11 protein-coding genes and 1 riboswitch are annotated in these 11,411 nt (G+C 71.8%); of the genes, 6 read left to right on the forward strand and 5 right to left on the reverse strand.

The window, feature by feature from the left end:
- Positions 1-6 precede the first annotated feature (6 nt).
- Positions 7-1,188, reverse strand: coding sequence for an endolytic transglycosylase MltG (gene mltG / locus ABH935_RS28770; protein ID WP_370381055.1), 1,182 nt, complete (start codon positions 1,186-1,188; stop codon positions 7-9).
- Positions 1,189-1,357: 169 nt separating this feature from the next.
- On the opposite strand from mltG, the gene ABH935_RS28775 reads away from it, so the two are divergent.
- Complete coding sequence (locus tag ABH935_RS28775; RefSeq protein ID WP_370381056.1) at positions 1,358-2,719, forward strand: ricin-type beta-trefoil lectin domain protein; 1,362 nt, start codon at positions 1,358-1,360, stop codon at positions 2,717-2,719.
- Between the two features lie 231 nt (positions 2,720-2,950).
- Here the strand turns inward: ABH935_RS28775 and ABH935_RS28780 are convergent, their stop codons facing one another.
- The gene (locus ABH935_RS28780) at positions 2,951-3,637 is read right to left on the reverse strand and encodes a choice-of-anchor P family protein (protein WP_370381057.1); all 687 of its coding nucleotides are present in this window, start codon (positions 3,635-3,637) and stop codon (positions 2,951-2,953) included.
- Between the two features lie 296 nt (positions 3,638-3,933).
- On the opposite strand from ABH935_RS28780, the gene ABH935_RS28785 reads away from it, so the two are divergent.
- Positions 3,934-4,749, forward strand: coding sequence for a hypothetical protein (locus ABH935_RS28785; RefSeq protein WP_370381058.1), 816 nt, complete (start codon positions 3,934-3,936; stop codon positions 4,747-4,749).
- A gap of 19 nt (positions 4,750-4,768) precedes the next feature.
- Here the strand turns inward: ABH935_RS28785 and ABH935_RS28790 are convergent, their stop codons facing one another.
- The 3 genes from ABH935_RS28790 to ABH935_RS28800 form a co-directional block, all read right to left on the reverse strand.
- Positions 4,769-6,361: a glycoside hydrolase domain-containing protein gene (locus ABH935_RS28790; RefSeq protein WP_370381059.1), complete on the reverse strand. Its 1,593-nt coding sequence runs from the start codon at positions 6,359-6,361 to the stop codon at positions 4,769-4,771.
- A 168-nt stretch (positions 6,362-6,529) separates the two neighbouring features.
- A complete protein-coding gene (locus ABH935_RS28795) occupies positions 6,530-7,153 on the reverse strand; it encodes an SGNH/GDSL hydrolase family protein (RefSeq protein WP_370381060.1) in 624 nt (207 codons plus the stop codon).
- A 62-nt stretch (positions 7,154-7,215) separates the two neighbouring features.
- Entirely contained in the window at positions 7,216-7,800 is a 585-nt protein-coding gene (locus ABH935_RS28800) for a TetR/AcrR family transcriptional regulator (RefSeq protein WP_370381061.1), read from the reverse strand.
- Positions 7,801-7,913: 113 nt separating this feature from the next.
- Here ABH935_RS28800 and ABH935_RS28805 point away from each other — a divergent pair, with 113 nt between their 5' ends.
- The 4 genes from ABH935_RS28805 (at position 7,914) to ABH935_RS28820 (ending at position 11,001) form a co-directional block, all read left to right on the forward strand.
- Positions 7,914-8,738, forward strand: a complete 825-nt coding sequence (locus tag ABH935_RS28805; RefSeq protein ID WP_370381062.1) for an SDR family oxidoreductase — start codon at positions 7,914-7,916, stop codon at positions 8,736-8,738.
- Between the two features lie 128 nt (positions 8,739-8,866).
- A complete protein-coding gene (locus ABH935_RS28810) occupies positions 8,867-9,841 on the forward strand; it encodes a zinc-binding alcohol dehydrogenase family protein (protein ID WP_370381063.1) in 975 nt (324 codons plus the stop codon).
- 4 nt (positions 9,842-9,845) lie between these two features.
- On the forward strand, positions 9,846-10,553 hold the full coding sequence (locus ABH935_RS28815) for a ScbR family autoregulator-binding transcription factor (protein WP_370381064.1): 708 nt from the start codon (positions 9,846-9,848) through the stop codon (positions 10,551-10,553).
- Positions 10,554-10,611: 58 nt separating this feature from the next.
- On the forward strand, positions 10,612-11,001 hold the full coding sequence (locus ABH935_RS28820; RefSeq protein WP_370381065.1) for a PPOX class F420-dependent oxidoreductase: 390 nt from the start codon (positions 10,612-10,614) through the stop codon (positions 10,999-11,001).
- A 49-nt stretch (positions 11,002-11,050) separates the two neighbouring features.
- Positions 11,051-11,298, forward strand: a riboswitch (cobalamin riboswitch).
- Positions 11,299-11,411: the final 113 nt, after the last annotated feature.

Here is an 11,411-nt window from a genome sequence, read left to right on the forward strand (position 1 = left end):
TCTCGTTCAGTGGGACAGGCAGGTCTGCTCGAACTGGGTCTTCTCGGATTCCTTGAAGAACTTCGTACCGGCCCCGCTGGCGCACCAGTAGTACCAACGCTCCGTCGCCGGGGTGAGGACCGCTGCGATCATCTGATTGGAGGGGATGCTGACCGGGGTCGGCGGCAGGCCCTTGTGACCGCCGGTGGCGTAGGGGTCGGTCGGGTCGGAGACCTCGCGGGCCGTGACGCCGATCCGCTTGCCGGCCTGCAGGCTCAGCCAGTACTTCGTGGTCGCGTCCACGCCGAGGAAGTCGCCGCGGCTGAGCCGGTTCTGGACCGCCTCGGAGACCTCGCGGCCGTCCGGGTCGGCCTTGGTGACCTCGGCCTCGGCGAGGGAGGCGATGGTCAGGGCCTCTTCGGGCGTGCACTGGCGGGCCGGGGCGCAGTGGAGCGTCGAGGCCTTCGAGGTCAGGCCGAGCTTGGTGAGCTCGTCGACCCGCGCCTTGACCATGGAGGTCAGCACGCCCTGCGGCGTGTCGGAGCTGGTGAGGGTGTAGCGGCCGGGCTCCAGCATGCCTTCGACCGTCCAGTGGTCGTCAGCGCTCTTCGACCAGGGCGGCAGGCCGATCTGGTTGGTGTCGACGAGCTGCTGGAGGTCGTCCTTGTCCCAGTCGCGCTTCTTGACCAGCGTCTTCAGCGTCTCCCAGCTGTAGTCGCCGGGGCGGACCTCGACGAGGGAGTCCGGGGAGAGGTTGGCGGAGTTCAGCAGTTCGGTGATGGCGGTCGCGGCGCTGATCTTGGGGCAGACGCGGTAGGTGCCGGTGCTGATGTCGCGCGAGGCCTGGTTGTGGCCGGCGGCGTCGATGAAGGCCTGGGTGCTGCGGACGACGCCGGCGTTGAACAGGGCGTCGCCAATGGCTTTGCCGGTCGCTCCGGTGTTCACCTCGACCAGGACCTTGTGCGGGTCGTTGGGGGCGCAGCTGGCGGCGGAGTAGTCGGGGGCGTGTTTCGTCTTCATCATCCCGGCGATGCTCGCGAAGACGAACACCGCGATGCCGCCGAACACGACCAGCGGGACCAGGAGGGGGCCCCAGGCTTTGAGACGGTCGCGGCGTGTGGGGGGCGGGTCTTCGTAGTCGTCTTCTCGGGGTGCCGCGTAATCGGTCCCACTGCCGGTCCCCGTGCTGCCGCCGTCCGGACTGCCCACCAACGTCGCTCCCGATGATCGATCGCTCACTCAGAGGCGATCATCGCGGGATCGGGGCGGAGACGCAGGTTGACAGGGCCGGATGGGGATCACCCGGGCGGCGTAACGAGCGTGGCGGGGGTCAGTATTCTGTTCCCTCACAGCAATATAGCGGGGGTGTCGAGCTTCTATGGACGCGAGCGGGTCCCAGCCCGGTCATCAGGGCGGCGGACGCCAGGTCCGCGGACGTTCGCTGCACGACGTGCTGCACGATCCGGGCACCGGCATCGCGCAGCAGGCGGTGATCCCGCTGGACCCGAGCCGGGTGGCGCTGATCGCGCACGCGATCCTGACGTCGCTGGCGGCCGGTGCGGTGCACGGCTACATCAACCCGTACACCATCCTGCTGACCGACGACGGCACCGCGCTGCTGGTCGGCGACCGCGTCGCCCCGGGGGCCACGCCGGCGAACGACGTCTTCGCGCTGGGCATGGCGCTGTTCGAGGCGGTGGAGGGCTACGCCCCGCACCCGGCCGAGGCGCTCCCGGCGATGCGGAACGCGGGGGCACTCGGGCCGCTGATCGAGGCGCTGACGGAGCCGGATCCGGCGCGGCGGGTCGATGCCGCGGGGGCGCTGGGGGTTTTGAAGGCGAGTGCGGAGGCTGCTGCGGCTTCGGCGGCAGCCGCGGATGCTGCTGCGGCGGCTGCGGCGGACGCCACCGAGACGAGCACGCTGCCGAAGGTGCAGGCGGGGGCCGGGCCGGCCGGGGTCGGCCGGGACAGCAAAACTTCGGATGACACTTCGCTGCTACCGCCGGTGCCGACTGAGCCTGCCGGACCTGCCGGACCTGCCGGTCCGCCGCTCGGCCCTGCCAGACCGTTGGCTTCCGGCTATCCGGCGTACGAGGCCCATCCTCCGACGCGGCGCAAGCCGCTCGTGATCGGCGGCGTCGTCACGGCGGTGGTGCTCATCGGCGGGATCGCGCTAGGCGTGGCCAAGCCGTGGCACCGGACGGACAACAGCGTCTCGACCGTCCCCGGCGCGGCGGCCGGCTCGACGTCGGTGCCGACCACTCCGGCCGCGGCCACCTCGGCCCCGACCACGACCGCCGGCACCCCGACCCCGCCCTCCACCACGACGGCCGCGAACTCGACCACCCTGGTCTCGATGACACTGTGCCTGGACGCGGCCTCCGACGCCGGCGGCGTCCACTCCGGCGCGAAGGTCACCGCCGCGACCTGCCAAGGCAGCCCGAACCAGGCGTGGCAGATCCAGCCGGACGGCACGATCCACTCCATGGCCGTCGCGAACCTCTGCCTGGACGCGGCCGCCCCGACCGGCAAGGTCCTGAACGGCGCCCAGGTCTCCGCCTGGACCTGCCACGGCGGCCCGAACCAGGACTGGGTCTGGAACGCCAACGGCACGGTCTCGCCGGTGGCGAACACCACGCTGTGCCTGGACGCCGCCGGGCCGGTGCCGATCCACGCGGGGGCGAACGTGACGGCGTGGCCGTGCAACGGTGGGCCGAACGAGAAGTGGGCTAAGCAGTAGTAACGGCAATATCCCCACCACCGGCTCCCCCGCGACCTCCTCGCCGGCGCCATCGCCGTCATCGCCGCCGTCATCGCCGCCAACGCCAACGCCGTCGGCCAGTGAGCGCCGGTCCGCCCCGATGAGCCCTCGCAAACCGGCAAAAACAACAGGTCCCGACCCAGTGGCCTGAGTCGGGACCCGCCGCTGAAGCCCTCAGGGCCTGAGTACCTCAGACCCGGAGTGCCCGCTTCAGTGCATGTGGTGCTGCGGGCTGCTCGTGCTCGGCGCCGCGCCGCCGCACTCCGCGTAGCCGAGGACGACCTCCTGGCCGCCGACCAGCGTGATGTCCGCGGCCTCGACGGTCAGGTTGCCGTCGTTGTCCGTGGTCTGCTTGTTGAACACGATGCTGCCCAGGGCCGGCACGGCGACGGTCTGGTTCACGCCGGTCGGGATGGTGATCGTCACCGGCGGCAGCGGGGGGAGCGGCGCCGGCGGCGCGACCGGGGTGAAGACCGCCGTGGCGATGGTCGAGGTGCCGGTGGCAGTGCCCGGGGTGGCCGGGGCGGTGCAGGTGGCCTTGATCCCGGTGATGTCGAGCGCGCCGACGAGCGGGATGGTCAGGATCAGGTGCGCCGCGGTCGCCGACGACGAGGCGGTGCCGGCCTTGGGGTCGCCGGCGGTGGTCGCGGTGAGCAGGGCGTCGACGTTGATCGGCCCGAGGTTCAGGGTCGGCAGCGTCTTGGTGCCGCCGGGCGGGAACTTCGAGTCCGGCGTCGGCGGCACGTTGACCAGGCCGCCGAGCGCCTGCGCGGAGACGACGTACGCCTCCGCCTGGGGGGTCATGTTGCAGGCCTGCGAGGGCGAGACGACGCCCAGCGTGGTGCCGATCAGCGCGGCGGTCATGCCGCACGCACGCAGCCCGATTCGGAGACGCATGGGGAATTCATACCTTTCGCCAACAATGGGACCATTCGCGGAAATCATTGCGAAGCGACGAGGTATTCCGGCGATTCGCCACGCGCGCGGCGCCGAACCGGGGCCGAACATCAGCCCGTTGGCTCAGTGGACGTCGACTCAGCAGATGACATATGGCGCATACTCCGCGCAATTCCGGCACGTTCCCCTACTCCCCCGGGCGTAGTACCGGTGTCTCTCCACGCCGGATGGCAACGTCACCCCCGGTCCCGAGGATGAAGGTGTCACAGCCGCCATCCACCCCGCCGGGAGTCATCGTGACCGCCGCGACGTCAGCCGCTCCGCTCAGCCCAGCCCCGCCGACCTGGTGGACGGCGGTCCGCGAGATCTGGACCCGCGGCCGACGGATCGAGCGCGTCTGCTACGTCCTCGGCCTGGTCCTGATCGCCTCCGGCGTGTTCCACTTCGCCCTGTTCTTCGTGCGCGGCGGACCGTGGGAGGGCCCGGTCTCCTGGCGCAAGCCGACGACCTTCGGCCTGTCCTTCGGTCTCACCCTCATCGCTGTCGCCTGGGTCGCCTCCTACCTCAAGCTCTCCGAACGCACCCGCGCGCTGGCCCTCGGCATCTTCGCCGCCGACTGCTTCGTCGAGGTCGGCGGCATCACGCTCCAGGCCTGGCGCCACGTCCCCTCGCACATCGACATGCAAGGCTCCTTCAACACCGGCGTCTCGATGACCCTGGCCGTCGGCGGCGGAATCCTGGTCCTCGTGCTCGGACGCCTGGCCGTCGCAGCGTTCCGCGGCGATCCGAGCCAGGCCCCGTCGATGCGCCTGGCCCTGCGCGCCGGCTTCGCGACTCTGCTGATCGGCCTGCTCTCCGGCGCGGCGATGATCGCCCGCGGCACCTCGGAGGCCAAGACCGGCCACCAGCTGCAGGCCTACCACGACCTCGGCTTCCTCAAGCTGGTGCACGGCATCAGCCTGCACGGCGTCCTGGTCCTCCCCACGCTGGCCTGGGCCCTGACGCTGACCTCCTGGCCGGAGCAGAAGCGGACGCGGACGGTGAAGCTGGCCGCCTCCGCCTACGGAATCGCGATCGCCGCGGCGCTGGTGTTCGACCTCGCGACGATGTGACGCGCGGAGTCCAGCCAGCTCAGACCTTCACCGTCCCGACCCCAGCGAACTCGCTCCACTCCGACCACGCCCCGTTCGCCACGGTCTCGACCCGGCTCCGGACCGAACCGTCGGCCAGCACCGCGAAGATCTCCAACCGGCCGTCGGCATGGCGACTCACCGAGGCGGCGGTGACCGCACCGCCGGGTCCGAGGCCGTCAGGACCGAAGCCGTCGCCCCACCCCGACCAAGCGGCGCCGGGCGCGGTCTCGAACCGGTTCCGGATCCCGCCGGTCGGCGTGACCGCGAAGACCTCCACGCGTCCGTCCTGATGCACCCCGGCCGTCACCGCGCCGGGAGCGCCGTAGCCGTTCACGCCGCCGGTCGGGCCGTAGACGGTCCGGTCGGACCACGAACCGTTCACCGCCGTCTCGAACCTGTTCCGCATCGAGCCGTCGCTCATCGCCGCGAACACCTCCAGGCGTCCGTCGGCATGGCCGGCCACTGTCACCGCGTCCGTGACGCCGCCCTGCGGCCCGAACGCGTTCCAGCCGGACCACGCGCCGTTCGGCGTCGCCTCGAAACGGCTCGCGATCCCGCCGCGCGGTGTCACCCCGAACAGCTCGATCCGACCGTCGGCATGCGCCCCGACAGTCAATGACTTCATCGTCCCGGACGGCGCGAACGCGTTCCAGCCCGACCACGCGCCGTTCGCCGTGGTCTCGAACCGATTCTGGACGGAGCCGTCGCTCATCACGGCGAAGACCTCCAACCGGCCGTCGGCGTGCCGTCCGGTCGCCACCGAGTTCGTACGAGCGGCGAACCCGAACCCCTTGGCCGGGCTGAAGTCGCCCCAGCCGGACCACGAGGCATTCGGCGCCGTCTCGAAACGGTTCGCGATCCCGCCCGACGGCGTCACCGCGAACAGCTCGATCCGGCCATCGCTGTGCACGCCCCCGGCCATCCGGCCGCCGCTCCCCAGCGGATACGGGAACCCGCTGGCGCCCCACTGCCCGAAGTCCGGCGTCAGCGCCAGGTCACCGTCCACGTCGGCGCCGTCGAACGTGAACGGCGTCCGGTTCTGCCACAGCTGGATGCCGGGGTACGGCGAGCGGTTGCGGCCGTTGGAGAACGCGGCCGAACACGACTGCCAGGCCCACCGGATGCGACCGGACGCCAGCAGCCAGCCGAGCGCGTCGTAGCTGGAGTAGGCGCCGGTGCGGGCGACCCCGATGACCGAGGCGACGCCGTCGAAGTACGCGTTGACCGCCTCCATATCAGAGGACTGCACGTCCCAGTCCACGCTGAAGTAGATCGGCCGGTCCCCCGGCATCCCGCACGCCGCCGCCAGCCGCGCCGCCTCGCTGGCGTCCATGGCGCCCTGGCCGAAGCCCTTGCGCGGCCCGTCGAGCGCGGCCTCCCAGTTGCAGACCACTGCGATCCCAGCCGCGGTCAACGTCTCGGCCTCGTCCTGCGTGAGGTTCTTCGCCGGGCTGTGGCTGAGGTACCGGACGGCGAACTTGTAGCCGGCGGCGGTCATCGCGCCGATCGAGGGGTGCGGAGTCCAGGCGTAGTCCAAGCCGGATGCGACCGGTAGCGCCGGGACGTCCAGGGCCGGCCGGGGCGCGGGCACTGAATTCGCATGTGCCGGCCTGACGCCCGCGATACTCACCACCGCAGCGGCGCCGACGGACGTCAACAGCCGGCGCCGCGATACACCGGGATCATCAAGGTTCGCATTCGTCACGCGGACCATTTCATCCCGGTTGCGCCCCATCGGCGGTGATTTACCCGCGCGTCGTCAGATCTCCAGCTCCTTCATGAACGCGTCGGCGATCAGCGCGTGCCCGGCCAGGTTCGGGTGGATGCGGTCGCCGGCCCAGTCCGTCGACGCCGTGGTCACCAGCGCGCCGTCGAACACCCGCTGCGTCGGGATGTGCACCGCGTCGAACTCCTCGGCCAGGCCCGCGACCGCGGTCACGAACGTGTCGCTGGCCGCGCGCTGCGGCTCGGTGAGGTCCGGCTCGATGATGTACGGGTCGGCCAGGATCAGGCGGCAGCCGGTCTCCTCCACCGCGCGGCGCAGCAGCGTGCGCAGGGTCTCGACGTGCTCCGGGAGCGGGACGGCGTTCTCCGGGTGGCCGTCGAAGGCGCGCCAGACGTCGTTGATGCCGATCATCACCGACAGCCAGTCCGGGCGCGGGGCCAGCGCGTCGGCCTCCCAGCGCTGGGCCAGGTGCCGCACGGTGTTGCCGCTTATGCCGCGGTTGGTCCAGGTCAGGCGTGCCTCGGGGTGCCGGGCGGTGGTGAACGCCCGCAGCAGGCTGACGTACCCGTTGCCGTAGGGGGCGTTCTCTTCGCGGCGTCCGCAGTCAGTGATGCTGTCGCCGATGAGAAGGATGTGCTGGCCGTCCTTGAAGAACACGGGTCTCGCCCTCCGGTGCGCTTGCCGATGTGAACATCCGATCTTCCCGCGACGGGACCCGATCAGGCGAGGGTGTCGATCCAATCCGCGAGACGACCGCCGCGCGCGGTCATCACCTCCGGATCGCGCAGCGCGTTGGCCAGCACCGACATGCCCTGGTAGGCCGCGACGAGTTCGAGGGCGAGATCGTGCGCGTCGGCACGGCCGAGCTGGCGGAACTGCTCCTCGGTCCAGTCGATCAGCGCGCGCAGCACTCCGGCGGCCGTCTGGTCCAGGCCGTCCTCGCGCTTGTCGAGCTCGGTGGCCAGGGTCCCGAAGGGGCAGCCGTAGCGGGCCGCGACGTCGCGCTGCTCGACCCACCCGGCGATCAGGGCCTTGAGCCGCGCGGCCGGATCGGGCAGTTGGTCGAGCTGCCCGGTGATGTCGGCAAGCCGGTCCCGGTGCGCGCCGAGGGCGGCCTCGACCAGCTGGTCCTTGGTCTTGAAGTAGTAGTAGACGTTGCCCAGCGGGACGTCGGCCGCCTGCGCGATGTCGTTGAGCGTGGTGCGCTCGACGCCCTGGTGGTGGAACACCTCGGCGGCGGCGGACGCCAGCCGCTCGCGCTTGCCGCCCCGGGATTTGGCCTTCCCGGCTTCTGAGTCAGTCACCTAACTGAGGATAGACAACCGGGGCCGCCGTCGGCTAGCGTTCAACTCAGTTAGCCGACTAACTCACAGCTCCAGCTGGTGTTTCTTGCTCTGAATTCGGATTGGGGAGAATCATGATCGTCGTGACAGGTGCCACCGGGAACGTCGGCCGGACTCTGGTGCGCAGGCTGTCGGCCGCCGGGCACGCGGTGACTGCCGTGGCGCGGCACGTCCAGGAATCCGACGTCCCGGCCGGCGTCCGCGCGGTCGCCGCAGACCTCGCCGAACCGGCCGGCCTGGAGCCCGCGTTGCAGGGCGCGAAGGCGCTGTTCCTGCTGGTCGCGGGCGACGACCCGGCCGGCGTGCTGGCCCGGGCCAAGGCTGCCGGCGTCACCAGGGTGGTGCTGGTGTCCTCGCAGGGCGTCGGCACCCGGCCCGGCGGCGCCTACGCCCACGCGGCCGACTTCGAGCAGGCCGTCGCCGACTCCGGGCTCGAATACACGATCCTGCGATCGGGCGGCCTGGACTCCAACGCGTTCGCCTGGGTCGAGCCGATCCGCGCGCAGGGCATCGCGCCGGCACCGTTCGCCGAGGTCGGGCTGCCGTTCGTGGACCCGGACGACGTGGCCGCGGTCGCCGCGGCGGTGCTCACCGAGGACGGCCACGACGGCGCGACCTACGTGCTGACCGGCCCGGCACCGACCACGCCGCGCGAGCGGGCCGCGGCCATCGCGGAGGCGATCGGGGCGCCGGTGCGGTTCGTCGAGATGACGCGCGAGGAGGCGCGGGCGCAGATGGCGCAGATCATGGCGCCGGAGGTGGTCGAGGGCACGCTGGCGATCCTCGGCGAGCCCACGGCCGAGGAGCGGGCCGTGAGCCCGGACGTCGAGCGGATCCTGGGCCGGCCGGCGGCGCCGTTCAGCGCTTGGGCGGTGCGGAACGCGGCGGCGTTCGGCTGATGCCCGATCGACCGGCTGGTCCCCGTCGAACGGCTGGTCCCCGTCGGTCCGGTCGACAAGAAACCGGCCAGCCGGTATTTTTCTCCCACGGCACCCGCCGCAGCACCATCCTGGGAGGGGAACCCATCATGAAAGCCATCGAGTTCAGCGCACCAGGCGGTCCGGAGAACGTCGCAGAGGTCGACATCCCCGCGCCGACCCCGGCGCCCGGACAGCTCGCGATCGCGGTCCGCTTCGCCGGCCTGAACTTCGTCGACGTCTTGGCCCGGCGCGGAGCGCCCGGCTACGCCAGCGCTTGGCCCTTCGTGCCGGGCATGGAAGTCGGCGGCGAGGTGACCGCGCTCGGGGAGGGCGTGAGCGGCTTCGCCGTCGGCGACACCGTCGTGGCGTTCACCGTCGACGGCGGCGGCCTGGCCGAAACCGTCGTCGCCGAGGCCGGCCTGGCCGCGCGCGTTCCCGACGGCCTCGCCCTCGAAGCCGCCACGACGGTCCCCCTCACCTGGGCCACCGCCGTCGGCCTGGCCTGCGCCGCTCACGTCGCCGCCGCCGACCGCGTCCTGGTCACCGGAGCCGGCGGCGGCGTCGGCGACGCACTCGCCGCGGTCCTGGCCCTGCGCCACCCCACGGCGCTGGTCGGCGGCACGAGCGCACGCTCCGCCGCCACCCTCGCGGCCGCTTACCGCCCCGCGATCCGCGACGCCGAGTTCGCCGCGAACGCGCGCAAAGCCGCCGACGACTCGCTGTTCGACGTGGTCCTGGAATCCATCGGCGGCGACGTGTCCGCCGCGATGCCCGCGCTGCTCGCCCCCGGCGGCCGCCTGGTCAGCTACGGCGCCGCCGCCGGCCAGCCGGACCCCGCCGCCCCGACCCTGGCGGACCTGCGCCGCAACAACTGGACGACCTCCGGCTTCAGCATCATCAACCGGGCCCGGGGCGACGCCGCCGCGGTCGGCGACCTCATCGCCGCGGTCTTCGCCCTCACCGCCGAGGGGCTGGCCATCCCGGCGCCGCGCGTCATCGGTTGGAGCGAGGCCGCCGAGGCGCACATCGCGCAGGCCGAGAACCGCAGCCCCGGCAAGACCGTCGTCGCGGTCCGGGGCTGACCGCGTGACGCCGCCGCCAGCCGGCTCGCGAGGCTCGGCCGACTCCCGCGTCGACTCGCGAGGCTCGGCCGGCTCCCGGGGCTCGGCCGAGCCCCGGACCCCGAGCGAGCCCACGCAGGAGCGCGCGCGCCGCACCCGCCGCGCGATCCTGCTGGCCGCGTCCGAGTGCTTCGCAGAGGTCGGCTACGCAGCGGCCACCACCAGCGAGATCGCGGCCCGCGCCGGCGTCACCAAAGGCGCACTCGCCTTCCACTTCCCGGCGAAGGCCGCCGTCGCGGCGGCCATCGTCGAGGAATGCTACGAGCAGTGGCCCTCGCTGGTCGCCGAAGCGACGCCGGCGCACGACCGGGTACTCGACCTCCTCGGCGAGGTCTTCGCCCGCATCGCGGCGCAGATCCGCGAGGACCCGATCGTCCGCGCGACAGTCCGCCTGCAAGCCGAGCGCGCACAGATCTCCGAGCCGGTCCACATGCCGTTCGTGGACTGGATCGCCACCTCCACCGACCTGTTCCGCAGCGCCGCCGAACGCGGCGAGCTCCGGCCCGGAGCCGATCCCGGCACACTGGCCCGGGCCTCGGTCGCCGGCTTCCAGGGAGTTCAGCACGTCTCGGGCATCCTGTCCGGCCACGCCGACGTCGCCGACCGAGTCGCCGAGTGGTGGTCGGTCATGCGGGCCGGCATCGCCGCCGCTTCCGACGATCACGTTTCCTGATCGCTGCCAGTCGACATCTCCCCTTGTCCGCAATCCCGTCTCCGACTGGAGTAGACCCATGTCCGTCATCCCCGCATCACACGCCGATCTGCTCGACCGCCCCGTCTTCTGCCACCTGGCGACCGTCCGCGCCGACGGCACCCCGCACGTGAACCCGATGTGGTTCCTGTGGGACGGCGAGTTCCTGTCCTTCACCACCTCGACCAAGCGCGCGAAGTACAAGGAGCTCAGCGAGCGCCCGCACGCCGCGGTCTCCATCAACGACCCCGACGCCCCGTACCGTTACCTGGAGCTGCGCGGGACCGTGGACCGCATCGAGCCGGACCCGGAGGGTGACTTCTTCGCCGTCCTGGCCGACCGCTACGCGCTGCCGATGGACGGTCCCGTCGGCGACGCGCCGACCCGCGTACGGATCTACCTGCGGCCGACGCACGCCACCTTCCAGTAGTCCCCTGACATACAGCATGTTGATTGGAATTTGAGCGCCGCCACAAGATATGGTGTCCGACGCAGCTGGTTCGACCACCGCCCCGCACAAGGGCGGCGGTCGAGGCAAGAGGGAACCCGGTGCGAGACCGGGACTGCCCCGCAGCGGTGAGTGGGAACGACAGCCGTCGTACACACTGGGCCGAGTGGCGCCGGAAGGCGCCGGCCTGGGAAGTGACGGCCAGTAGGTTCGCGCGGTCCTCCCCGGGCCCGCGAGCGCCCACGAGTCCGAAGACCTGCCAGCCGTGCCGTGCCCGGACGTGGGGTACGGCTGGTCCGAGGCCGCGTGGGACGGCTGACGGCGGAGCGCGTCGCGGCTTTCGCGTGCCTCCGGTGTCTGCTCGCCAACGGTCCGGACCTCGGACCTACGAC

The sequence above is a fragment of the Catenulispora sp. GAS73 genome, assembly GCF_041262085.1.
Lineage (GTDB): Bacteria > Actinomycetota > Actinomycetes > Streptomycetales > Catenulisporaceae > Catenulispora.

Excerpts from the sequence above, each read along its gene's own strand:
- ABH935_RS28820 (WP_370381065.1), top strand. The coding sequence starts at position 10,612 with ATGTCCGTCATCCCCGCATCACACGCCGATCTGCTCGACCGCCCCGTC.
- ABH935_RS28775 (WP_370381056.1), top strand. The coding sequence starts at position 1,358 with ATGGACGCGAGCGGGTCCCAGCCCGGTCATCAGGGCGGCGGACGCCAG.
- ABH935_RS28810 (WP_370381063.1), top strand. The coding sequence starts at position 8,867 with ATGAAAGCCATCGAGTTCAGCGCACCAGGCGGTCCGGAGAACGTCGCA.
- ABH935_RS28780 (WP_370381057.1), bottom strand. The coding sequence starts at position 3,637 with ATGCGTCTCCGAATCGGGCTGCGTGCGTGCGGCATGACCGCCGCGCTG.
- ABH935_RS28805 (WP_370381062.1), top strand. The coding sequence starts at position 7,914 with ATGATCGTCGTGACAGGTGCCACCGGGAACGTCGGCCGGACTCTGGTG.